A 22,785-nucleotide genomic window follows, 5' to 3' on the forward strand; every position below is an offset into this window, starting at 1 on the left:
GGCAGCGAGCATTCGGCACGGCACCTCCGAAGCCGCTCTGAAAGAGTAGGCGGGCCCACCTATCCGAATCCGGACAATCTGCTATGCAAAGGACGACAAATCAGTCGTCGGCCTCCTCCTCAGCCCACTTCGCGCTATTGGCACGGAGCACCTCGAGCGCCTTCTCGGCCTCGGCGCGGGTGTCGAAGGGGCCGACGCGGTCCGACGCGGGCGAGACGAAGCCCTGCTCGACCTCGCCGGTGGCGAGGTTGTACCAGTACTTGTGCTCGATGTCGGGGCGGCCGCGGAGGCTCATAGGCTAGATGGTATGCCGAAGGACTCCGAGGGACACCTCGTCCCGGGCCGCATCGGTGCGCGGCGTGCGGTTCCGGGCGGCATCGCCCGACCGGAATACGTCGGCAGGCTCGGCCCGACGCCGCTGCCGGGCGACAGGTACACCGCCGACGAAATCGTTCTCATCCGGGAGTCGGGCAGGATCGCCGCGCAGGCCGTCGCGCTCGTCGGCGAGCACATCGCCCCCGGCGTCACGACGGACCAGCTCGACGCGTTGGCGCACGACTTCCTCGTCGAGTGCGGCGCATACCCGTCGACGCTGGGTTATCGCGGATTCCCCAAGTCGAGCTGCATCTCGCTCAACGAGGTCATCTGCCACGGCATCCCCGATGACACGGTCCTGTCCGAGGGCGACATCGTCAACATCGACATCACGGCCTATCGGAACGGCTACCACGGCGATGTCAACGCGACGTTCGCCGTCGGCACCGTCACCCCGCAGGCTGCGGATCTCATCGCGCGCACCCGCGAGGCGCTGAACCGCGGCATCACGGCGGTCGCGCCCGGTCGCGAGATCAACGTGATCGGGCGTGCCATCGAGGCGTACGCCAGACGGTTCGGTTATGGCGTCGTGCGGGATTTCACCGGGCACGGCGTGGGCCGCGCCTTCCATTCGGGGCTCATCGTGCCCCATTACGACGCCGCGCCCGCCTATGCGACGGTGCTCGAGCCGGGCATGGTCTTCACCATCGAGCCCATGCTCACTCTCGGCGACGCCGACTGGGAGATCTGGGCCGACGGCTGGACGGTGACGACGCGCGACGCGTCGCTGTCCGCGCAGTTCGAGCACACCCTCGTCGTCACCGAAACGGGTGCCGAGATCCTCACCCTTCCCTGACTCGCTCGGCCCAGCCGCTAGATTTGCCGCTATGGCGCAGGGCTCGACGGCGATCGGCATCGACATCGGTGGAACCGGCATCAAGGGCGGGATCGTCGACCTGGAGACCGGCGCACTGCTCAGCGACCGCATCAAGCTGCCGACGCCGCAGGGCGGCAGACCGAACGACATCGCCACGGTCACCACGCAGGTGCTGACTCGGCTCGACGCCGAAGATCCCGACGCACCGATCGGGGTGTGCTTCCCCGCGGTCGTCAAGAACGGAAAGACCATGTCGGCCGCGAACATCTCGCAGGACTGGATCGGCTTCGATGCCGAAGCCTTCTTCGAGAAGGAGCTCGGGCACGGCATCCGCTTCGTCAACGACGCCGACGCGGCCGGCTACGCCGAGGTGAAGTACGGTGCGGCGAAGGGCCGTCAGGGCGTCGTCATCCTCACGACGCTCGGCACGGGGATCGGCACAGCGATCATCGTCGACGGCCTGCTGGTTCCGAACACCGAGCTCGGCCACCTCGAGATCGACGGCTACGACGCCGAATCCCGGGCCGCCTACTCGGCGAAGGAACGCGAGAAGCTCGACTGGAAGCAGTGGGCCAAGCGGCTCAACCGCTACTACGCCGAACTCGACAAGCTCTTCACGCCCGACCTCTACATCGTCGGCGGCGGGGTCAGCAAGAACTTCGCGGACTTCGCCGGATTGCTCACGTCGCCGACCCCGTTCGTGGCCGCGGCCTTCCGCAACAACTCCGGTATCCTCGGCGCCGCCGCTCTCGCGGCTGGCCGTTGACCTGGGTCGTGACGCACGCGCTCACCCGGCCACAGCGAAACGGCGGCAGGTACGCGTTTCGCGAAGCGACCCGCGCCGCAGCAGCGGCGGCGCGGCAAATAGGAACGGGCCGGCCGATACGCCGGGTTCTGTCGTGGACGGCCATCTATCTCGGGGGCGCGTTGCCGCGACCCTCTAGCGGTCTACCCGGGAACGGGACGAGCAGCCCCGTGGTTCCCTGTCTGACCTTGCTCCGGACGAGGTTTGCCTAGCCGGCCGGGTCACCCCGGTCGCTGGTGGGCTCTTACCCCACCGTTTCACCCTTACCGCGCGGTGCTGAGCACTGTGCGGCGGTCTGTTCTCTGTGGCACTGTCTCGCGGGTTGCCCCGGGTGGGTGTTGCCCACCGCCCTGCTCTGCGGAGCCCGGACGTTCCTCGGCAGCTTGCGCTGACGCGGCCGTCTGGCCGACCCGTTCTGTGCCTACAGCCTACGAGTTCTCGCTGCGGATGAGAATGGCGCCGCTCTCGGAGTCGACGATGACGTCGTCTTCGGCAGCCGATCGGACGGCGGCGAGGTCGCCTGGGGCGAGCTGAAGGTTGCTGCCGCGGTTGACCCCGCCGAGCACGGCTGCGGCGCCGACGCCGTAGCGCGAGCGCTGCTTCTCGTAGAGCTCGATCAACTCGTGCGGGATGCCTTCGGCGATGGCGTTCCGTTCGCCCTGCTTGGCGCCGCGATCGGCCTCCAGGGCGGAGAGCTTCGAGTCGCGCTCCGCCATGACGGTGGCGAGCTGACCGCGCACCTGGTCCTGGGTCTCGACGATCTTCGCTGCGTCGGTCTTGGCATCCTCCAGGCGGCCCATGGCCTCGAGTTCCGCGGTCTCGAGGTCGTCGGCGCGCCGGTGAAGGGCGGCGAGCTCGTTCTCGAGCGCGTCGATGTCCTTCGGCGATGAGGACGCCTGAAGCCGTTCCACGTCGCGCTCGCGGCGCTGGGTGACGATCTTGAGGTCGGATTCGAGGCGGGCGATCCCGGCCTCCGCATCCTCGACGCGACCGATGACCTCCGCGTGGTTGTGTCTGAGGAGATCGGCCTGGCCGAGCAATCCCTCGATGGCCTTGAGCTCGGGCAGGGCGGCGATGGCGTGCTCGATGCGCAGCAGCGCGCTGTCGGCATCCTGCAGGCGCAGGAGTTGCTGCTGGTGCTCGGGGCTGGCCTTCATCGGATGCCTCTCACTGGGTGATCGCGAAGTCCCATGGGTCGGTGCGCACGTCGCTCACCGTCACGATGACCGAGGGGAGGCGCTCGCGCAACTGCTGAGCTGCGACGTCGAGCCACAGCCACTCGCTCGCCCAGTGGGAGACGTCGATAAGAGCGGGACCGCGGCCGAGGAGGTGCTGCTCGCGCGCGTCGGACGCGGGGTGATGGCGCAGGTCGGCCGTGATGTAGACGTCGGCGGCGAGCACTTCGGCGGCGTTGAGGAGGGAGTCTCCAGCCCCTCCGCAGAGCGCGACGGTGCGTACGGGCTCGTCGTAGTCGCCGGCGACGCGGATGCCGCCCGCGGTGGCGGGCAGCAGCCCGGCGACGGCCCGCGCGAGGCGGCCGAGCGTCGTCGGCTCGGGAAGCGCACCGACACGGCCGAGGCCGGTTCCGGGGACGGCCGATGCCTGGATGGGCCGCAGTTCCGCGAGCCCGAGCCGTGCGGCGAGCACATCGCTCGTGCCGTCGGCGACGACGTCGGCGTTGGTGTGCGCCGACAGCAGGGCGATGTCCGCCCGAATGAGCTTCGCGACGACGGCACCGCGGTACGCGGTCTCGTCGATTGAGTTCACGGCGCGGAAGAGCAGCGGGTGGTGGGCGATGATGAGGTCGGCGGCGGCCCCGATGGCGTCGTCGACGGACTCGGTCACCACGTCGACGACGAGACGGATCCGCTCGATGGGCTGCGACGGATCGCCCACGACCAGGCCCGGCGCATCCCACGGCTCGGCGCCGGCGCGCGGCCAGAGGTCTTCGGCGACCGCGAGCACGTCGGCGAGGGTGAGGGGCACGGCATGCAGCCTAGCTGCGCTTGCCGAGCCGCTTCTTCTTCGCCTTTCCGCCGCTCTGCCCCTCGGATCCGGCCGCTGCCGAGTCGGCAGTGCCGACGAGGGTCGTGCTGGAGAGCGGCGTGAACTCGCCGTCGAGGCGAACCTCGACATCGTCGACGATCTCGTCCGCGTCGTCCGGCTCCGGCTCGATCTCAGGTAGCAGGTCGGTGGTGCGGATGGCGTCGGTCTCCGCCTCGCCGGCGATGAGCTGGTCGAAGAGGATGGAGACTGGCGACGCCGCGGGCTCGGGCGCGCTGCCGCGCTCAGCGGTCTCGATCTCGGCGGCCGAAGCGGGCGCGGGCTCAGCGCCCGAGCCCTGGGCGCGAGCCGTGGCATCCGGATCGATCCAGTCCGAGAACCTGGGCTCTCGCCGCGCCGCCGAGAGGATGGCCTCGAGCTGCTCGATGGCCTTGAGCGTGTCCGCCATGCCCGAGAGCGTAGCGGCGCCGTATCCTCGCTACCGTGAGCGTCCTGATCGACACACCGTACGAAGACCTGCTCCGCGACGTCCTGGCGACGGGCGCGAAGAAGAGCGATCGCACCGGCACGGGAACTCGCAGCGTCTTCGGCCGTCAGCTGCGCTTCGATCTCGCGCAGGGCTTCCCGCTCGTCACAACGAAGCGCGTCCACTTCAAGTCGCTCGCCTACGAGCTGCTCTGGTTCCTCCGCGGCGAGCGCAATGTCGGCTGGCTGCGCGAGCACGGCGTCACGATCTGGGACGAATGGGCCGATGAGTCCGGCGATCTCGGCCCGGTCTACGGGGTGCAGTGGCGCTCCTGGCCGACGCCGTCGGGCGGGCACATCGACCAGATCGCGAAGGTGATCGAGCAGCTCAACACCAACCCCGACTCGCGGCGCATCATCGTCTCGGCGTGGAACGTCGCCGAGCTCGACGAGATGGCGCTCCTGCCGTGCCACGCCCTGTTTCAGTTCTACGTCGCCGACGGCAGGCTGAGCTGCCAGCTCTATCAGCGCAGCGCCGACCTCTTCCTCGGCGTCCCGTTCAACATCGCGAGCTACGCGCTGCTCACGCATATGGTCGCCCAGCAGACCGGTCTCGAGGTCGGCGAGTTCGTCTGGACCGGCGGCGACTGCCACATCTACGACAACCATGTCGAACAGGTGACGGAACAGCTGACGCGCGAACCCTTCGCCCCCCCGCAGCTCGTCATCAAGCGCACGCCCGACAGCATCTTCGACTACGAATTCGAGGACTTCGAGATCGTCGGCTACCAGCACCACCCGGCCATCACGGCCCCGGTCGCCGTCTGACGGGCGGATCGAGCATGGGTCTCGCGCTCATCTGGGCGCAGTCCGTCACCGGTGTCATCGGCAAGGACGGCGCGATCCCCTGGCACCTGCCGGAGGACATGAGGCGGTTCCGCGAGACGACCGCGGGCGGCGCCGTCATCATGGGTCGCAGGACATGGGAGTCGCTTCCCGAGCGCTTCCGGCCTCTTCCCGGGCGCACGAACATCGTGGTCACGCGTCAGGATGACTACGACGCGCCGGGCGCCGAGGTGGCGGGGTCGCTCGACGCTGCTCTCGCCCTGGTGCCGGACGGGGTGCAGCCCTGGATCATCGGCGGCGGCCAGCTCTATCTCGAGGCCATCGACCGCGCCGACCGCATCGAGCTCACCGAGGTCCTCACCTCCGTCGAGGGCGACACCTTCGCCCCTCTCGTGGCGGACGGATGGCACGCGGTTCCCGAGCCGGAGAACGGCTGGCTCGAGTCATCCACCGGCATCAAGTACCGCTACCTGCATTTCACCCGCTGACGTCCACCTGTCGTCTCACGCATTCTGCGGGCGCCACAGCGCCGGTACCGGATGCGCAACGACAGCGCAATCGCGCAGCAGTGGGCCCTGCCGGGTTCGAACCGACGACATCCACGGTGTAAACGTGGCGCTCTACCAACTGAGCTAAAGGCCCGCGTCAACGCTAGCGGCAGACGGCAGCCGCGCAAGAATGACCGCATGAGCGAGACTCCGGGATTCCGCCCCACCGCGCCGGCGTGGCTGACGGCCGACCTGGTGCTCGGCGCCCTCGTCCACGCCGCCGCGGCCCTCGTCGGCACACTCGCCATCGCGGCCGCCGCGTTCGGGCTCTTCGCGGCCGGCTGGGCGACGAACCCGTTCAGCTCGGTCGTGGCTGTTCCGGCCGCGTCCGCGTTCTATTCCCTCGTCGACCTCGGCCTCGGTGGATCGGTCAGCGCCGTGGCGACCGGCCCGCTCGGCGACTACGACGCCACGCTCCACGTGCCGCTCCTGGCCCTCACCGCGGCCTACCTCGCGGTCGTGATGTGGTGGCCGTCGCGGCGCGGCAGCGGGCTCGTCAGTGCGAGCCACCTCGCCCGCTGGACGGGCGCCGTCATCACTGGCGCGGCCTTCGCACTCGCCGTCACCCTGCTCGGACTCGCGTTCGCGACCCACTTCTCGCTGCCGCTGTTCGGCGGGCTGATCTCGCTCGAGGGCGGCATCACGCCGACCGGCGTGCGGCTGTTCTGCTCTGCCTTCGTGCTCGTGACCCTGGCGGCGGGCACCGCTCGCGAGCTGGCAGTAGCGGGAGGGCTCCGCGTGCTGTGGGTGAGGATCCCGGGCTACCTCAGGGAGCTCGCGACGTGGGGCGCGGCTGCGCTCGCGGTGTTCGGCGCTGCGACCATCACCGGCGGTCTCGTCGAGATCACCCGGATGTTCCACTCGTTCTGGTTCGCGCTGCTCTCACTGCCGACGTGGTTCGGCGAGGGGACGGTGCTCCTCGTCTCGTTCGGGCACCTCGGCGGCGCCCTCGACTACGGTGACATCGCCGGCTTCAACGGCATCCCCGCGTCGTGGGGCTACGCCGTGCTCGTGCCATTGGCCGTGCTCGTCGCGCTCTACAGCGGTCTGCGGATCGGCGCGGGCCGACTCGGCAGCCCACCGAACCTCATCCAGCGCGCCATCCCCGTCGCGATCGTGCTGCTGGCGTGGCTCATCGCGCCGTACCTCATCGTCAACGCGAGCGTCACGGTGAGCGGCTCCGGCGCGAGCTACGGCGAGCACCTCGTCGTCGCGCCGTGGACGTTCGCGACCGTCACCGCATTCGCGATCGGCGTCGACGCCATCGCCACCTGGGTCACGCCGTGGCTGCAGGGCCGAGCCCCGCAGGTCATCGCGTGGGTGCAGCGGCCTCGACTGGGGCGAGCGCGCCGATAGCCGAGCGGTAGGCGTCGAGCGAGCGCGCCTCGCCTGGCGTGGTGATGAAGCTGGCGCGGACGAATCCGTCGACGTCGATGACGAAGGTGGCGCGGTTCGCGAAACCCGTCTCGGAGAGGAAGACGCCGTAGTCCTTGGCGACCGCGCCGTGCGGCCAGAAGTCGGCGAGCAGGTTGAAGTCGTAGCCCTCCTGCTCGGCGAAGTGCCGCAGCGCCCACTTGCTGTCGACGGAGATCGCGAGAAGCTCGACCGCGGCGTCCTGGAAGAGCGCGATGTTGTCGCGCAGCTCGCAGAGCTCGCTGGTGCAGGTGCCGGAGAACGCCAGCGGGAAGAACACCAGCGCCACGGCCTTCCTGCCGCGGTAGGACGAGAGCCGGACGGGCTCGCCGAACTGATTCGGGAGCTCGAAGTCGGGTGCGAGGCTGCCGTTTTCGATCGCCATTGAAGGATTTCCTTTCACGCCGCAGTGAGTCTAGGCGCATCGCGGGACCTGCGCGGCGCGGCGCGCTCGAATGACTAGGCTGACGCCTGGCGCGCGTGTCGCAACCCGACAAAGTTGTGTCGTCAACACTCTCTGACCCACACAAGGAAGAGGCGGATGTGACAGTCAACGACCAGGACCCGTACGGCGCTACGAACGTCGACGCCGATCCTGAGGAGACCGCCGAATGGCGCGAGTCCCTTGATGAGCTTGTCGCGGCGAAGGGTCCCGAGCGCGGCCGCGAGGTCATGGTGAGCCTGCTCGGACGATCGAAGGAGCTCCACCTCGGCGTCCCGTCCGTTCCGACCACCGACTACGTCAACACGATCTCCCGCGCCGACGAACCGGAGTTCCCCGGCGACGAGGAGATCGAGCGCCGCTATCGCCGCTGGATCCGTTGGAACGCGGCCATCCTCGTCCACCGCGCACAGCGCCCCGGCGTCGGCGTCGGCGGCCACATCTCGAGCTACGCTGCCAGCGCCTCGCTGTGGGAGGTCGGCCTCAACCATTTCTTCCGCGGCCAGAACCATCCCGGCGGCGGCGACCAGGTCTTCTTCCAGGGCCACTCCTCGCCCGGTGCGTACGCTCGCGCGTTCCTCGAGGGCCGCCTCTCGGCCGAGGACCTCGACGGTTTCCGCCAGGAGAAATCGCGAGCCCCGCACGGCCTGCCGTCCTACCCGCACCCGCGCATGCTCCGCGACTTCTGGCAGTTCCCGACGGTGTCGATGGGTCTCGGCCCCATCAACGCGATCTACCAGGCCTCCTTCGACAAGTACCTCACCAACCGCGGCATCAAGGACGCCTCCGACCAGCGCATCTGGGCGTTCCTCGGCGACGGCGAGATGGACGAGGTCGAGTCGCGCGGCGCGCTGCAGCTCGCCGCGAATGAGAAGCTCGACAACCTCACGTTCGTGGTCAATTGCAATCTGCAGCGCCTCGACGGGCCGGTGCGCGGCAACGGCAAGATCATCCAGGAGCTCGAGTCGTTCTTCCGCGGCGCGGGGTGGAACGTCATCAAGCTCATCTGGGGCCGCGGCTGGGACGACCTGCTCGAGCGCGACACGAGCGGCGCACTCGTCAAGCTCATGAACGAGACCCCGGACGGCGACTTCCAGACGTTCAAGGCCGAGAACGGCGCCTACGTGCGCGAGAACTTCTTCGGCCGCGATCCGCGCGCTCTGGAGCTCGTCAAGGACTACACCGACGCTCAGGTCTGGGGGCTGCAGCGCGGCGGCCACGACTACCGCAAGATCTACGCGGCTTACCAGGCCGCCGCCGAGCACAAGGGCCAGCCGACCGTCATCCTCGCCCACACCATCAAGGGCTATGGCCTCGGCCCGCACTTCGAGGGCCGCAACGCGACCCACCAGATGAAGAAGCTCACGCTCGACGACCTCAAGCTCTTCCGCGACACGCTGCAGATCCCGCTGACCGACGAGCAGCTCAACGAGGGCGACCACTGGCTGCCGCCCTACTACCACCCGGGCGAGAACGACCCGGCGATCCAGTACCTCCAGGAGCGCCGCCGCGCCCTGGGCGGCTACGTGCCCGAGCGTCGCTCGAAGTACACGCAGATCGCCGTTCCCGAGCCGAAGTACTACGAGATCGCCTCGAAGGGCTCCGGCACCCAGGAAGTCGCCACGACAATGGCGTTCGTCCGCCTGCTCAAGGACCTGCTCCGCGACCCCGGCTGGGGCTCGCGCATCGTGCCGATCATCCCGGACGAGGCGCGCACCTTCGGCATGGACTCCTACTTCCCGAGTCTCAAGATCTACAACCCGGCCGGCCAGCACTACACGGCGGTCGACCGCGAGTTGCTGCTCTCGTACAAGGAGAGCCCGCAAGGCCAGATCATCCACGTCGGCATCAACGAGGCCGGCGCCGCGGCGGCGTTCACTGCGGTCGGCACGTCGTACGCGACGCAGGGCGAACCGCTCATCCCGGTCTACGTCTTCTACTCGATGTTCGGCTTCCAACGCACCGGCGACGCCTTCTGGGCCGCGGGCGACCAGATGGCACGCGGATTCGTCATCGGCGCAACCGCCGGCCGCACGACGCTCACCGGCGAGGGCACCCAGCACATGGACGGCCACTCGCCCATGATCGCCGCGACCAACCCGGCGGTCGTGAGCTACGACCCGGCGTACGGCTACGAGATCGGCCACATCGTCAAAGCAGGCCTCGAGCGCATGTACGGCGGCCAGCACACCGACCCCAATGTCATGTACTACCTCACCGTCTACAACGAGCCGATCGTCCAGCCGGCCGAGCCGGCCGGACTCGACATCGAAGGCCTCCTCAAGGGCATCTACCGGCTCCGCGCGGGCGCCGGAAGCGGCACCACGAGCCAGATCCTCGCCTCCGGCGTCGCTGTGCCGTGGGCGCTCGAGGCGCAGGAGATCCTCGAGAAGGACTGGGGCGTGTCGGCGGATGTCTGGTCGGTGACGTCGTGGAACGAGCTGCGCCGCGACGGCCTCAAGGCCGAGGAGTACAACTTCCTCCACCCCGGCGAGCCCGAACTCGTGCCGTACGTCACCGCCAAGCTCACCGGGGCCGAGGGCCCCGTCGTCGCCGTGACCGACTTCACCCACGCGGTGCCGGACCAGATCCGGCAGTTCGTGCCGAACGACTTCGCAACCCTCGGCGCGGACGACTTCGGCTTCTCGGACACCCGCGCCGCCGCTCGCCGGTTCTTCTATATCGACAGCCACTCCATCGTGGTGCGCACTCTCGAGATGCTCGCCCGCCAGGGCAGGACGGACCGCGCGGCCGTCGCCCAGGCGATCGCGAAGTACGAGCTGTCCAACGTGAACGCGGGCACCTCGGGCAACGCCGGCGGCGACAGCTGATCCGTCTGGTCTGATGGCTCAGTCGAAAGAAGCGACCCTCACCTGGCTGCGGAAGATCTCCGGCGAACTCTCCACCGCGATCCTGAAACGCCTCGAGGAGACGGTGCCCTGGTACGGCGAGATGCCGCCGGGACGCCGCAGCGCGGTCGGGCTCGTCGCCCAGAGCGGTATCTCATCGTTCATCAAGTGGTACGAGGACCCGACCGCGACGCCCTGGGTGGCCTCCGATATCTTCGGCGCCGCCCCGCGCGAGCTGCTGCGCTCCATCAGCCTGCAGCAGACGCTGCAGCTCGTCCGCGTCGTCGTGTCCGTTGTCGAGGAGCGGGTGAAGGGCCGCGACGAGCATCTGCGTGACGCAGTGCTGCGCTATTCACGCGATGTCGCCTTCGCGGCGGCCGACGTCTACGCCCGGGCCGCCGAGGCGCGCGGACTGTGGGATGCCCGCCTCGAGGCGCTCGTCGTCGACTCGATCCTCACCGGTGAGCACGACGACAAGCTGCCGTCGCGCATCGCGGCGCTCGGCTGGCACGGCCATGGTGAGACGGCAGTGCTCGTCGGCTCGACTCCGCGCATGCTCGACGCCGACCACGTGCGGCGCGTGGCGCGGCGCCTCGCCTTCGACGTCCTCGTCGGCGTGCAGGGACATCGCCTCGTCGTCGTCATCGGGCGCGCCGACGCTCCGGCATCCGCCGACGGCAACGACGAGCCGGCCCCGGCCGCGGCCTTCATGGAGCTCGCCGAGCAACTCGACCCGGACTTCGGCCCCGGCCATCTCGTGCTCGGCCATGCGGTCCCGAGCATCGTCGAGGCGGCCACGAGCGCCCACGCGGCGCTGGCGGGCTTCGCGGTGGCGCGCGCCTGGCGCCAGTGCCCTCGCCCGGTGCACGCCGATGACCTGCTGCCCGAGCGGGCGCTCGCGGGCGATGCGCTCGCCCGCGCCGCCCTCGTCGGACGGGTCTTCCAGCCCCTCAAGGCCCACTCCACCGAGCTGCTCGGCACCCTCAGGGCGTACCTCGACAACGGCCGATCGCTCGAGGCGACGGCGCGCGAGCTCTTCGTGCACCCCAACACCGTGCGCTACCGCCTCAAGCGCATCAGCGAGATCATCGGCTGGGACGCCACCGGCCCGCGCGAGGCTCTCATCCTGCAATCCGCCCTCATCATCGGAGCCATCGGCGAACCCGACGGATCGAGCAAGCGTCCGAGACTTCCGCGCTGAGGCCCGCTGCCGCGGCCGCTCGACGCGCGCGATCTCCGAGCCCCCCGCGCAAGAGGAGGCGACCTCACGGCTCTTTCTGCGTCGTCCGATCATCGCGACGGGTCATCGGCGCGCCCCGGGGCGTAGCGTGGCGGAATGGGGGCCGGAACGGAAGAGAGCGGCATGAAACAACGCGCATTGGGAAAGCAGGGGCTGGTGGTCTCCGCACTCGGGCTGGGGACCATGGGGATGACGATGGCCTACGGGCCCGCCGACGAGGCCGAGGGAATCGCCACCATCCGGCGCGCGCATGAGCTCGGGGTGACCTTCTTCGACACGGCCGAACTGTACGGCCAGGGAACGGGAAGCAACGAGAAGCTCGTCGGACGGGCCGTTGCGCCATTCCGCGACGAGGTCGTGCTCGCCACCAAATTCGGGATGGACCTGAGCCGTACGCGACCCAGCGGCTTCGACAGCAGGCCCGAGCACATCCGTGACGTCGCCGACAACAGCCTGCGATACCTGGAGACGGACCACATCGACGTCTTCTACCAGCACCGCGTCGACCCGGACGTGCCCATCGAGGATGTCGCCGGCACCGTCGAGGATCTCATCACAGAGGGAAAGGTGCGCTACTTCGGGCTGAGCGAGGCCGGGCCGGAGACGATCCGCCGTGCCCACGCCGTTCAGCCCGTCTCCGTGCTGCAGACCGAGTATTCGATCTTCGAGCGCGACGTCGAGGCGGTGGTCCTGCCGGCCATCCGCGAGCTGGGCATCGGATTCGTACCGTACTCGCCGCTCGGACGCGGCTTCCTCACCGCCGCAGTCACCGCTCCCGAGCACTATGCCGAGAACGACATGCGACGGATCAGAGACCCGCGCTGGCAGGGCGAGAACTTCGCGAAGAATCGAAACGGCGTCGCGCAGCTGGAGACCCTCGCCGGCGAGAAAGGGATCGCAGTCAGTCAGCTCGCACTCGCCTGGCTCCTCGCCCAGGGCGATGACATCGTGCCGATTCCGGGCACCCGCAACGCGACACGCCTGGAAGAGAATGTCCGCGCCGTGGACGTCGTGCTCACCGCCGACGATCTGCGCCGCGTGCACGCGGCCTTCCCCGAGGGCGCGTACGGCACGCGCTACGTCGAGGCGAACCTGCCGGTCTGGGTATAAACCGGCGGGGCCCACAAAGGTCTCTGTCGATCTTGTGCCGAAACCTCCACAGCCGGGCTACGACCTTCTGGGAGGATGAGCAGGTGATCGTCTTCGCCTGCCCTGGACAGGGCTCCCAGACTCCCGGATTCCTGGAGCCCTGGCTCGCCGACCCCGAGTTGCGTGACCTCGCCGGGTCGTACTCCGCTGCCGCCGGCATAGACATCGTCGAGCATGGCACGGTCTCCGACGCGGACACCATCCGCGACACCGCGGTCGCCCAGCCGCTCATCGTCGCGGCGGGCCTCATCACCGCACACGCGCTGCGCCGGGCAGGGGTCCGGATCACCGCAGTCGCCGGCCACTCCGTCGGCGAGATCACCGCGGCCGCGATCGCGGGCGTCTTCGGCGAGGCGGACGCGCTGCGCTTCGTCAGGCTGCGCGCGCTCGCGATGGCGGAGGCCGCTGCGGCGGTGCCGACAGGTCTGAGCGCGGTGCTCGGCGGCGAGGCATCCGAGGTCATCGCGGCCGCCGAGACGCTGGGCCTGGAGCCGGCCAACTACAACGGCGGCGGCCAGATCGTGGTCGGTGGCGCGCTCGACGTCCTCGCACGGCTCGCGGCCGAGCCGCCGCGCGGCGCGCGCGTCGTCCCCCTGCAGGTCGCCGGCGCCTTTCACACCCGCTACATGGCGGAGGCACGCGAAGCCCTGCACGCCGCAGCCCCGGGCTTCGCGGTCACTGACCCCGCGATCACGCTGTGGACCAACAAGGACGGCTCGACCGTCGCGAGCGGCACCGTCTATCTCGAGTTGCTCGTCGGCCAAGTGGCGAGCCCCGTGCGCTGGGATCTCGACATGGCGGCGTTCGAGGAATCCGGAGTCACCGGCCTCGTCGAGCTCGCCCCGGCCGGCACGCTCACCGGCCTCGCCAAGCGGGGCCTCAAAGGGCTGCCTGCCGTGGCCATCAAGTCGCCCGATGACATCCCGGCCGCCGTCGAGCTCGCCGGCGCCACGCTTCCCTGAATCCGCATACGCCGCTCAGTAGACTGATGCGCGGCCCCCCACCCAGATAGATATGGAGACACCGATGGCAGTTTCGAAAGAAGACGTCCTGGCCGGCCTTGCCGATCTCATCAACGACGAGACGGGCATCGCCACCGATCAGGTCGATCTGGAGAAGTCCTTCACCGACGACCTCGACATCGACTCGATCTCGATGATGACGATCGTGGTCAACGCCGAGGACAAGTTCGACGTGAAGATCCCCGACGAAGAGGTCAAGAACCTCAAGACCGTCGGCGACGCCGTCGACTACATCGTCGCAAACCAGGCGTAGGCAAGCCTCTTTTCGCAGGAAAGGCCCCAGCACCGTCGTGGGTTCTAAGAAGATCGTCATCACCGGCCTCGGCGCGACCAGCCCGATCGGCGGCACGGCCCCCGAGTCGTGGAATGCCCTGCTCGCCGGCGAGTCCGGCACGCATCGGATGCAGCATGAGTGGGTCGAACGCTTCGACCTGCCCGTGAACTTCGCCGCCGAGGCGAAGGTCAGCCCTGACACGCTCCTGGAGCGCGTCGAGGTCAAGCGCCTCGACCCGTCGAGCCAATTCGCCCTCATCGCCGCGCGCGAGGCGCTCGCCGACGCGGGCTCCCCTGAAGTCGTGCCCGAGCGGCTGCTCGTCGACTGGGCGGTCGGCTTCGGAGGCGTCTGGACGCTGCTCGACGCCTACGACACGCTGCGCGAGCGCGGTCCGCGCCGCGTGCTACCGATGACCGTGCCGATGCTGATGCCCAATGGGCCGGCGGCCGCGATCTCGATGCACCTCGGCGCGCGTGCCGGCGCCCGCACGGTCGTCTCGGCATGCGCCTCCTCCACGGAATCCCTCATCAACGCCTACGAGCATCTGCAGGCGGGACTGGCCGACGTCGTCATCGCGGGCGGCTCGGAGGGCGCCATCCACCCCATCACCATCGCCTCGTTCGCCGCGATGCACGCGCTGTCGACCCGGCAGGATTCCCCCGAGACGGCGTCGCGCCCCTATGACCGCGATCGCGACGGCTTCGTCATGGGCGAGGGCGCCGCTGCCCTCATCGTCGAGACCGAGGAGCATGCGAAGGCCCGCGGGGCGCGCATCTACGCCGAACTGCTCGGCGGCGGGGTGACCGCGGACGCCTACCATGTCACCGCGCCGGACCCGGAGGGCTCCGGCGCCGCACGCGCCGCGATCTACGCTCTTGACCAGGCGGGGGTCGCCCGCACCGATGTCGTGCACATCAACGCGCACGCCACCTCGACCGGCGTCGGCGACGTCGCCGAGTACGCGGCGCTGCACCGGGTCTTCGGCGACCACCTCGATGCGATCCCCGTGAGCGCGACGAAGGCCTCGACCGGACACCTGCTCGGCGGTGCCGGGGCGATAGAGGCGGTGTTCACGGTGCTGGCGCTGCACGAGCGCATCGCTCCCCCGACGATCAACCTCGAGAACCAGGATCCGGAGATCCCGCTCGACGTCGTCACCTCGCCCCGCGCACTGCCGACCGGGGACATCGTCGCGATGAGCAACTCGTTCGGCTTCGGCGGGCACAACGCGGTCGCGGCGTTCCGCAGCGTTTAGCCGACGGAGGAGTGGATCCAGACCACCGGGTTCTCGTCCGAGGCGTAGCGGAACGGCTCGAGTTCGTCGTCCCATTCCTGGCCGAGGGCGAGCCTGAGTTCGCGGTGCAGTTCGACGGGATTCATCCCGGCGCCGTCCATCGCGGCGCGCAGCACGTTCTCGCCGACGACCACGTTGCCGGCGGTGTCCGTCTGGGCGTGGAAGACGCCGAGGTCCGGCGTGTGCATCCACCTCGACCCGTCGGTGAACTGGGTCGGGTCTTCGGTGATCTCGTAGCGGACGTCGCCCCAGCCATGGAGAGCGCTCGCCATAGCGCTGCCGGCACCGTAGGAGCCTTGCCAGAAGTATTCGGCGCGCAACGACCCGCGCTGGGCGGGCTGCGACCGCCAGTCGAGGTGGATGCCGCGTCCGAGGGCGCGCCCGACGGCCCACTCGATGTGGGGCGCGAGCGCGCGAGGGCTGGAGTGCACGAAGAGCACTCCGCGTGTTTGGGGTTTCGACGCCATCACTCCTCCGATCTGGTGCGTCTTCCCCTACGACCAGAACCATCGGCGTGCGACTGTCACATGGTGCCACAGCAAACCTGGAAATGCCAGGGGTGTCATTCGTGCCGAATGCCGGCGACACGCCGCGGGCGAATTGCTAGGCATTGCATGTTCGGTATAGACATATCGCGTGTTGAGAGTGCCGACGGCGCGGAGGGGGCTCGCGGTGACGACTGATGCAGAGGCGCGCGTGCTGAACTCCGCAACGCCTGCGATACCGGTCGCAGCTGTAGCCTCCTGGGCGTGGGCGCTCGGCGTGGGCGCCCTCACCGCAGCCGTCTACACGTGGTATTCCGCGTGGCAGTGGACGCACTACGCCGTCAAGTCGTGGGACCTCGGCATCTTCACCGAGCTGTTCCAGCGCTACGCGGCCTGGCAGGCGCCGATCGTCGACATCAAGGGCCCCGGGTTCAACCTGCTCGGCGACCACTTCCATCCCCTCCTCGTGGTCTTCACCCCGGTCTTCGCGCTCTTTCCGCACGCCTTCACGCTGTTGGTCATCCAGAACCTCTGCTTCGGTGCCGCCGCCGCGATTCTCACGCGCACGGCCCGCCGCCTGCTCGGGCCGGTCCTCGGCGTCGCGCTGGGCTGTGCGTTCGGTCTGAGCTGGGGGCTGCAATACGCCGTCGACGCGCAGTTCCACGAGATAGCGCTCGCCGTCCCCCTCCTCACCGCGAGCCTCTGCGCGCTGCTCGAGCGGCGCTGGGCGTGGGCAATCGGCTGCGCCGCGCTCCTCGTCTTCGTCAAGGAGGACCTCGGCTGGACGGTCGCCGTCATCGCAGCGCTCATCGCGATCCGCGCCCGGAACCCCCGGGCGCTCTGGCTCGCGGTGTGGGGCGTGGGATGGTTCGCGATCGCAACCTTCGTGGTGCTTCCCGCGCTCAATCCCGGCCACTCCTACGGGTACAACGATGCCTTCGCCCCGCTGGCGGCACTGAGCAGCACGACCTTCTGGACGCTTGCGCCGCCGGTCTGCGTTCTGCTCATCGCCTGCACCGGCGGCCTGATGCTCCGCTCGCCGATCGCGTTCGCGGTCCTCCCGACGCTCGCCTGGCGCACCACGGTCGACAGCCCGAACTACTGGGGCCTCGAATGGCACTACAACGCGGTGCTCATGCCCGTCGCGTTCGCTGCGCTGATCGACGGCGCCCTGCTGCTGCGGAGATCTCCGCGACGCTGGCTGCACGGCTTCGGACGCTGGGCCCCGTGGGTCGCCTCCGGTCTGGCCGCGGCCTCCCTGGTCGTGAACATCCCGTCCTCGGCATTCACCGGCCATCTGCCGCTGCTGTCCGCTGTCATCCAGAGCGCACCTAATCCTCGGGCCGCCGCCGCGGGCGCCGCTGTGGCGGCGATTCCCGACGGAGCGACGGTCGAGACCGACATCGGGCTCATGAGCTATGTCGTGGACGACCACCTGACGTACTTCATCGAGAACGCCAACCCGGCGCCGGGGTGCATTCTGCTCGACCGCGTCGCCGGCCACGATCCGGTCTCCTGGGCAGGCGTCCTCGACGCCGCGGAGCGACTCCACCCCGGAATCCCTTATGTCATCCGTTACCACGACGCCGGCTACCAGCTGGCCTGCCGCTCCGTCCATTGATCCCGCGCCCCAGGGAGACCCGATGTCCGTCCGCCAGAGCCTGCTCGCCATCCTCGACCAGGGGCCGTGCTACGGCTACCAGCTCCGCGCCGAGTTCGACCGCCGCACCGGCGGCACCTGGCCCATCAACGTCGGCCAGATCTACCAGACCCTCGACCGGCTCGAGCGCGACCAGCTTGTCGCGAAGGGGGCGAGCGGCGACCAGGGCCGCGCCTACTACGAGATCACGCCGGCCGGCAAGGCCGAGGTCGCGGTCTGGCTGTCCTCTCCCGTCGAGCGCACGACAGCCGCCCACGACGAGCTCGCCACCAAGCTCGCCGTCGCGGCGACCCTGCCTGGCGTCGACATCGCCCAGGTCATCCGGGTGCAGCGCGAGTCCACCCTCGGCATGCTGCGCGATCTCACCCGCACCGAGGACGACATCGACGAGCCGAAGACCCCCGAGGGCCTCGCCTGGCTGCTCATCGTCGACTCGCTGATCTTCCAGGCGGATGCCGAGATCCGCTGGCTCGACCGCTCCGAGGCCCGGCTCGCCCGGGCGAAGGCGGCTGGCGTCGCAGTGCCCGTGCCGCTGAGCACAAAGGTGCCGCGGCGCGGCCGCCCGATGAAGACACGCGACGCCGCGGCGCGATGACCGGACCGAAGCGCGGCGCGGCTGTTCACCGGCAGGCTACGCGTGCAGCAGTGCGCCGTCCTTGGCTAGCACCTGCTTCTCGCCGGCCCTTATCGGCACGGCGAAGCGGTTCTGTTTCGGCGGCATCGGGCAGTTGAAGCTGTAACTGAACGCGCACGGCGGCAGCAGCGCGTTGTTGAAGTCGAGGGTGATCGTGCCATCCGGGTTGGGGGCGACGAAGAGGAAGCGCCCGACCGAGTACGTCTCGTCGCCGCTGGTGGCATCCGCGAAGACGAGCTGCAGCGCGCGCCCCGATCTGAACGACACGAGCTCGTAGGCCACGCCGTCCTTCTCGAACTTGATGAGGCCGGGGATCTCCTCCTCGCGCTCGTTGCCCTGATCGCGGGTGTGCTCGAAGCCGACGCTGAGCCCTTCGACGGGTGTGAACGCCGCCTGGATGACCCAGTCGGGGCTGTAGTCGTAGCGGGAGATGGAGCCGAAGCGCTCGCGGTCGTCGGCACCGGAATCCCACACGCGCACCGCGTACTCGGTGCCGTCCTCGTTGCCGATGACCGTGCCGAGCACCCCCGGCGCCAGGACGATCTCCGATGTCTTCGTCACCGTGACGGCACCGTCGACGAGCGCTCCGTCGACGGTGACCCCCTCCTCGGCGGACGCCTCGAGCCGCAGCCCCTCCTCACCGCCGGGCAGCGGGAACCAGGTGCCCGGCGCGTTCCACACCGTCTCTCCGCCAGGCGAGACGACCCACTGCGTGTTCGTCAGCGCCAGGAAACCCTTCGGGGAGAGCACCGATTCCTCACGGCGCCGATGGAAGGCGGCAAGGCGCTCGGCGAGGGCCTGCGGTGCGGCGGCGGTGTCGGTCATGGGCTCCATCTTCGATCAGTCACCACAACCCAACGCCGTGCGACACGTCGGCATTTCCTTGCTCGCTGCCGGCTCAGAGCGGATCGACGTCGACCCGCTCGACGAGCTCGTCGACGATCGCCGTCATGCGGGCGGCATCCGCCCGCAGGCTGTCGTAGGCAGCCTTCGCCGCCTCATCCGGGTTGCCGCGCTGCAGCATCTGCAGCCGCGCATCGAGCACCGCGAGCGGGGTGCGCAGTTCGTGACTCGCGGCGGCGACGAACTCGCGCTGGCGCCGCACCGTCTCGGCGAGCGGCCGCACCGTCCGGCGGGTCGCGAACCAGGCGATCGCGACGGCGACGACGACGGCGATGGCACCGAGAAGGAGCGCCGCCTTGAGCGCATCCTTGCCCTCGACGACGAAGCTCGCACCGTCATCCGCCGGGTGGAACCACAGCAGCGCGAAGACCACCGACGCCGCAATGACGACGAGCACGAGGGCCGCAGCCGCGAGCCCGAGCCACAGCCCGACGCGGAGCGCCGCGCGGCGCACGACCGCATCGCCGGAGCGCCAGCTCACAACTGCCCCAGCCGATATCCCAGCCCGCGCACGGTCGTCACGACTGCAGGGTCGATCTTGCGGCGCACGTAGTGCACGTAGGTATCGACGGTTCCGAGGTCGTCGGTGCGCCCGAACACCTCGCGGAGGATCTGCTTGCGCGAGAAGGTGCGTTGCGGATTGCGCGCGAAGAGGCTGAGCAGCGCCGCCTCGCGCTCGGTGAGGATGGTGCGGCCGTCGTACGGCGAGTAGACGGCGCGCGACTCGGGGTAGAACTCCCATGCGCCGAGGCGCAGCAGCGGGCCCTCCCCGGCGGCGGAGCGGCGGATGGCCCGCAGCCGCGCGAAGAGCTCCTCGAAGTCGAACGGCTTGATGAGGTAGTCGTTCGCGCCCGAGTCGAGGCCGGTGACGCGATCACGGACCGTTCCGAGCGCGGTGAGCATGAGCACCGGCGTCTGATCGCCGTTCTCGCGCAGCGCGGCTAAAATCTCGAGCCCGTCGCCGCCCGGAAGCATCCGATCGAGGACGAGGACGTCGAAGGACTCGTCCGTGGCGCGCGCGAGCGCGGGCTCGACGTCGGTCTCGAGCGTGACCGCGTACACCTCGGCGAGCACATCGCGGAGGAGCGGCCCGAGCTGGGCATCGTCCTCCACGAGCAGCAGGCGGGGACGGAAGTCCATCAGACCGCTCCCCCGTCCTCGGGGATGGGTCCAGCCGCTCTGACGGTGCCGCGAGCCGACATCATCGCGACGAGCCCGGCGATGACGACGATCCCGATGGCACTGACGAGCAGGGTGCCGACGCCGAGGCCGCCGCGGGCGTGATCGACCCCTAACCAGTCCGCGAGGGACGCGCCGAGCGGGCGGGTGACGACGTACGAGGCCCAGAAGGCTGCCGTCGCGGGCAGCCGGAACCAGCGGAATCCGACGCCCGGCAGTGCGAACAGGACGGCGAACAGGATCGCGCTGCCCCAGTAACCGAGGCCGAAGGTGACCGCGGTGAGGTCGCCGAACGCCGTGCCGAGGGCGAAGGTCGCGAGCACTGCCGACCAGTAGAAGAGCTCGCGCCGGTTCGTCGTGATGGTGTGGACGGACAGCGTGCGCTCGGTGCGGCCCCAGACGGTGAAGACCGCCGCGAGGATGACGGCGAACCCGATCGTGCTCACGAGGTACGGCACCCCGAGGACGATGTGGATGGCGTCGGCGACCATGGTGCCGAAAACGGCGACGAGAGTCACGAAGAGCCAGTAGCGCCACGGCACGTAGCGCCGGGCGGTGAACTGGATGGCGAATGCCGCGGCGAAGAGCACGGCCGTCGCCGCGACGACGGGAACCGGGTCGAGCGTCTTGACGAGGAAGTCGGACAGCGCCTCGCCGACGGCGGTGGTGAGCAGTTTCACGACCCAGAACTGTGCGGTCGCATCGGGGACCCGGACGAGAGCCTGGCGAGAGGAAACCACGGCACCAGCCTCGCCCGTTTCCGCTAAGAATGGGCCAAGGACTCGCTGTCGCGGCGACGCGAACTGCGGCGGGCGATGATCAAGACCGGGATCAGGAGCAGGGCGAGAACGCCGCCACCCAGAGAGAGGGTGCTGTAGTCGGTCGCGGCCATCACCATTCCGGAAGCGGCGCCGCCACCAGCGCCGGCCAGGGCTATGAGCACATCGATCGTGCCCTGGGTCCTGGCCCGATTAGCCGGGGTGGTCGAATCGACTATGAGGGCGGTGCCGGCGATGAATCCGAAGTTCCACCCCAGGCCCAGCAGCGCCAGAGCGAGGATGAGCACACCGAGCGAGTCGGCGGGGGCGAGTGCAGCGACGATTCCCGCGAGCAGCAGCGTGGCACCGGAAGCGATCGCCATCGGGGCGCGTCCGAACTTGTCGACCACGATGCCCGTGATCAGCGATGGCAGGTACATCGCACCGATGTGGATGCCGATCACCAGGCCGACCGCGGCTATTCCGAAATGCTCAGCACGCATGTGCACCGGAGTCATGGTCATGATCGCCACCATCGCGATCTGCGTCAGAACCATCACCGTCGCGCCGACGTAGACGGGCGCCCCGGCCGGAGTCGCCGTTTTCGGCGCCTCCGGCTGGTCGTAAACGGCCCGCGATTCGATCTGTCGGGCGACGATCAGAGGGTCGGGTCGAAGCAGCAGCAGGAGCACGATTCCGGCAGCGAGATAAGCAGCACCGGCGAGCAGGAACGGACCGGCAAGAGCGGGGAGCCCGAAGGACTGCGCGAGCCCGCCGAGCGGATCGACCAGGTTCGGGCCGGCGACCGCACCGAGCGTGGTCGAAACCATCGCGACGCTGATCGCGGTGCCGCGCTGGGCGGGCAGCGCCAAGTCCGTGCCGGCGTAGCGCGCCTGCAGATTTGTGGCTGTCCCAGCCCCGTAGATGAACAGGGCGCCGAACAGCAGGACCACGTTTCCGGCGGCCGCAGCGACAACGACGCCGATCGCGCCCAGACCGCCGGCCGCAAAGCCGAGACCGAGACCGACCCGGCGGCCCCACCGTTGGCTGAATCGCCCCACGAGGAATGCCGCCAGTGCCGAACCGAGCGTGAATAGAGCTGTCGGCATGCCGGCGAGACTGTCTGAGCCGAGCATCTGCTTGGCCAGCAAGGCACCGACGGTCACGCCCGCAGCCAAGCCGGCACCGCCAAGCACCTGACTGATCACGACGATCGCCAACGTGCGACGTTGAACCCGCCGCCGGAGATCTTCGTCCGCCGCGATGGCCCGGGCGAGAGCGTCGGCGTCAGGCGATGTCATCAAGGTCATACTCTCCTGCTGCTCGCCACTCGACTATGCCCTCGGCCATTGCAGCGGCGTCCACGCCGCACTCGCGGAGGAAGGCTGCCGCCGCCCGTGCCATCCGGCAGAACTCGGCTCCACGATAAACCGCCGCACCAGACGCCGGGGTCCCGGCGCGCTGTTCCCGCAGTTCGTCCAACGGCATCGACACCGCGCCAACGAAGTGGCCGGCGTCGAACTCGATCCGCGGTCGCACGTCGATCACCGCCATCCCCGACATCCGGCGAGCACCTCTACCGAGTGCTCGTCCTGCGCCGGCAACTCGATCAGTTCACGCCGT

At 69.2% G+C, this 22,785-nt stretch carries 25 protein-coding genes, 1 tRNA gene and 1 other RNA gene; 13 read left to right on the plus strand and 14 right to left on the minus strand.

From position 1 onward, the window contains the following. Positions 1 to 100 precede the first annotated feature (100 nt). Complete coding sequence (locus M7D61_RS05490) at positions 101 to 295, minus strand: SPOR domain-containing protein (RefSeq protein WP_298228373.1); 195 nt, start codon at positions 293 to 295, stop codon at positions 101 to 103. Between the two features lie 12 nt (positions 296 to 307). Here M7D61_RS05490 and map point away from each other — a divergent pair, with 12 nt between their 5' ends. Beyond that, a complete protein-coding gene (map, locus tag M7D61_RS05495) occupies positions 308 to 1,171 on the plus strand; it encodes a type I methionyl aminopeptidase (RefSeq protein WP_298228374.1) in 864 nt (287 codons plus the stop codon). Between the two features lie 31 nt (positions 1,172 to 1,202). After that, positions 1,203 to 1,958 (plus strand): polyphosphate--glucose phosphotransferase, encoded by a 756-nt coding sequence (gene ppgK / locus M7D61_RS05500; RefSeq protein ID WP_298228376.1) that lies wholly within the window; start codon positions 1,203 to 1,205, stop codon positions 1,956 to 1,958. 101 nt (positions 1,959 to 2,059) lie between these two features. Here ppgK and rnpB read toward each other — a convergent pair. The 4 genes from rnpB to M7D61_RS05520 all read right to left on the minus strand — a co-directional run bounded on the left by rnpB (position 2,060) and on the right by M7D61_RS05520 (position 4,449). Next, an RNA gene (rnpB, locus tag M7D61_RS05505) (RNase P RNA component class A) lies at positions 2,060 to 2,410 on the minus strand. Between the two features lie 15 nt (positions 2,411 to 2,425). Beyond that, positions 2,426 to 3,154, minus strand: a complete 729-nt coding sequence (locus M7D61_RS05510; protein ID WP_298228378.1) for a hypothetical protein — start codon at positions 3,152 to 3,154, stop codon at positions 2,426 to 2,428. 10 nt (positions 3,155 to 3,164) lie between these two features. Continuing rightward, positions 3,165 to 3,983: a Nif3-like dinuclear metal center hexameric protein gene (locus M7D61_RS05515; protein ID WP_298228380.1), complete on the minus strand. Its 819-nt coding sequence runs from the start codon at positions 3,981 to 3,983 to the stop codon at positions 3,165 to 3,167. Positions 3,984 to 3,993: 10 nt separating this feature from the next. Then, positions 3,994 to 4,449 carry a hypothetical protein gene (locus M7D61_RS05520; RefSeq protein ID WP_298228383.1) on the minus strand — a complete coding sequence of 152 codons (456 nt, stop codon included), beginning with the start codon at positions 4,447 to 4,449 and terminating at the stop codon, positions 3,994 to 3,996. A 35-nt stretch (positions 4,450 to 4,484) separates the two neighbouring features. Between M7D61_RS05520 and M7D61_RS05525 the strand changes: the two genes are divergently transcribed. Together M7D61_RS05525 and M7D61_RS05530 are read left to right on the plus strand one after the other, a co-directional pair. Further along, entirely contained in the window at positions 4,485 to 5,294 is an 810-nt protein-coding gene (locus M7D61_RS05525; protein ID WP_298228384.1) for a thymidylate synthase, read from the plus strand. A gap of 14 nt (positions 5,295 to 5,308) precedes the next feature. After that, entirely contained in the window at positions 5,309 to 5,800 is a 492-nt protein-coding gene (locus tag M7D61_RS05530; RefSeq protein ID WP_298228386.1) for a dihydrofolate reductase, read from the plus strand. A gap of 81 nt (positions 5,801 to 5,881) precedes the next feature. Here the strand turns inward: M7D61_RS05530 and M7D61_RS05535 are convergent. Continuing rightward, positions 5,882 to 5,954, minus strand: a tRNA-Val gene (locus M7D61_RS05535). A gap of 44 nt (positions 5,955 to 5,998) precedes the next feature. On the opposite strand from M7D61_RS05535, the gene M7D61_RS05540 reads away from it, so the two are divergent. Further along, positions 5,999 to 7,216, plus strand: coding sequence for a hypothetical protein (locus tag M7D61_RS05540; protein ID WP_298228387.1), 1,218 nt, complete (start codon positions 5,999 to 6,001; stop codon positions 7,214 to 7,216). Here M7D61_RS05540 and M7D61_RS05545 read toward each other — a convergent pair. Next, a complete protein-coding gene (locus M7D61_RS05545; RefSeq protein ID WP_298228389.1) occupies positions 7,170 to 7,658 on the minus strand; it encodes a peroxiredoxin in 489 nt (162 codons plus the stop codon). The genes M7D61_RS05540 and M7D61_RS05545 overlap by 47 nt on opposite strands. 158 nt (positions 7,659 to 7,816) lie before the next feature. On the opposite strand from M7D61_RS05545, the gene aceE reads away from it, so the two are divergent. The 6 genes from aceE (at position 7,817) to M7D61_RS05575 (ending at position 15,504) form a co-directional block, all read left to right on the plus strand. Continuing rightward, positions 7,817 to 10,546 carry a pyruvate dehydrogenase (acetyl-transferring), homodimeric type gene (gene aceE, locus M7D61_RS05550; RefSeq protein WP_298228391.1) on the plus strand — a complete coding sequence of 910 codons (2,730 nt, stop codon included), beginning with the start codon at positions 7,817 to 7,819 and terminating at the stop codon, positions 10,544 to 10,546. 13 nt (positions 10,547 to 10,559) lie between these two features. Then, the gene (locus M7D61_RS05555) at positions 10,560 to 11,765 is read left to right on the plus strand and encodes a helix-turn-helix domain-containing protein (RefSeq protein WP_298228393.1); all 1,206 of its coding nucleotides are present in this window, start codon (positions 10,560 to 10,562) and stop codon (positions 11,763 to 11,765) included. A 162-nt stretch (positions 11,766 to 11,927) separates the two neighbouring features. Further along, positions 11,928 to 12,914, plus strand: coding sequence for an aldo/keto reductase (locus M7D61_RS05560; RefSeq protein WP_298228395.1), 987 nt, complete (start codon positions 11,928 to 11,930; stop codon positions 12,912 to 12,914). Between the two features lie 83 nt (positions 12,915 to 12,997). Next, positions 12,998 to 13,915, plus strand: coding sequence for an ACP S-malonyltransferase (locus tag M7D61_RS05565; protein WP_298228397.1), 918 nt, complete (start codon positions 12,998 to 13,000; stop codon positions 13,913 to 13,915). A 64-nt stretch (positions 13,916 to 13,979) separates the two neighbouring features. Beyond that, positions 13,980 to 14,228 (plus strand): acyl carrier protein, encoded by a 249-nt coding sequence (locus M7D61_RS05570; protein ID WP_298228399.1) that lies wholly within the window; start codon positions 13,980 to 13,982, stop codon positions 14,226 to 14,228. A 37-nt stretch (positions 14,229 to 14,265) separates the two neighbouring features. Then, complete coding sequence (locus M7D61_RS05575) at positions 14,266 to 15,504, plus strand: beta-ketoacyl-[acyl-carrier-protein] synthase II (RefSeq protein WP_298228401.1); 1,239 nt, start codon at positions 14,266 to 14,268, stop codon at positions 15,502 to 15,504. On the opposite strand, the gene M7D61_RS05580 is transcribed toward M7D61_RS05575, so the two are convergent. Beyond that, a complete protein-coding gene (locus tag M7D61_RS05580) occupies positions 15,501 to 16,010 on the minus strand; it encodes a DUF3145 domain-containing protein (protein ID WP_298228403.1) in 510 nt (169 codons plus the stop codon). The genes M7D61_RS05575 and M7D61_RS05580 overlap by 4 nt on opposite strands. A gap of 205 nt (positions 16,011 to 16,215) precedes the next feature. Here M7D61_RS05580 and M7D61_RS05585 point away from each other — a divergent pair, with 205 nt between their 5' ends. Next, entirely contained in the window at positions 16,216 to 17,649 is a 1,434-nt protein-coding gene (locus M7D61_RS05585) for a DUF2079 domain-containing protein (protein ID WP_298228405.1), read from the plus strand. Positions 17,650 to 17,671: 22 nt separating this feature from the next. Next, positions 17,672 to 18,283 carry a PadR family transcriptional regulator gene (locus M7D61_RS05590; protein WP_298228407.1) on the plus strand — a complete coding sequence of 204 codons (612 nt, stop codon included), beginning with the start codon at positions 17,672 to 17,674 and terminating at the stop codon, positions 18,281 to 18,283. Between the two features lie 36 nt (positions 18,284 to 18,319). On the opposite strand, the gene M7D61_RS05595 is transcribed toward M7D61_RS05590, so the two are convergent. The 6 genes from M7D61_RS05595 to M7D61_RS05620 all read right to left on the minus strand — a co-directional run bounded on the left by M7D61_RS05595 (position 18,320) and on the right by M7D61_RS05620 (position 22,716). Next, positions 18,320 to 19,147, minus strand: coding sequence for a DUF1684 domain-containing protein (locus M7D61_RS05595; RefSeq protein ID WP_298228409.1), 828 nt, complete (start codon positions 19,145 to 19,147; stop codon positions 18,320 to 18,322). Between the two features lie 73 nt (positions 19,148 to 19,220). Further along, positions 19,221 to 19,706: a histidine kinase dimerization/phospho-acceptor domain-containing protein gene (locus M7D61_RS05600; protein ID WP_298228411.1), complete on the minus strand. Its 486-nt coding sequence runs from the start codon at positions 19,704 to 19,706 to the stop codon at positions 19,221 to 19,223. Beyond that, positions 19,703 to 20,365 (minus strand): response regulator transcription factor, encoded by a 663-nt coding sequence (locus M7D61_RS05605; RefSeq protein ID WP_298228413.1) that lies wholly within the window; start codon positions 20,363 to 20,365, stop codon positions 19,703 to 19,705. The genes M7D61_RS05600 and M7D61_RS05605 overlap by 4 nt, the downstream gene beginning before the upstream one ends. Next, entirely contained in the window at positions 20,365 to 21,144 is a 780-nt protein-coding gene (locus M7D61_RS05610; RefSeq protein WP_298228415.1) for a hypothetical protein, read from the minus strand. Before M7D61_RS05610 ends, M7D61_RS05605 begins: the two co-directional genes overlap by 1 nt. A 23-nt stretch (positions 21,145 to 21,167) precedes the next feature. Further along, on the minus strand, positions 21,168 to 22,472 hold the full coding sequence (locus tag M7D61_RS05615) for an MFS transporter (RefSeq protein WP_298228417.1): 1,305 nt from the start codon (positions 22,470 to 22,472) through the stop codon (positions 21,168 to 21,170). Then, positions 22,450 to 22,716: a rhodanese-like domain-containing protein gene (locus tag M7D61_RS05620; protein WP_298228419.1), complete on the minus strand. Its 267-nt coding sequence runs from the start codon at positions 22,714 to 22,716 to the stop codon at positions 22,450 to 22,452. Before M7D61_RS05620 ends, M7D61_RS05615 begins: the two co-directional genes overlap by 23 nt. Positions 22,717 to 22,785 lie beyond the last annotated feature (69 nt).

The organism is Gryllotalpicola sp., from assembly GCF_027352875.1.
Taxonomy (GTDB): Bacteria; Actinomycetota; Actinomycetes; order Actinomycetales; family Microbacteriaceae; genus Gryllotalpicola.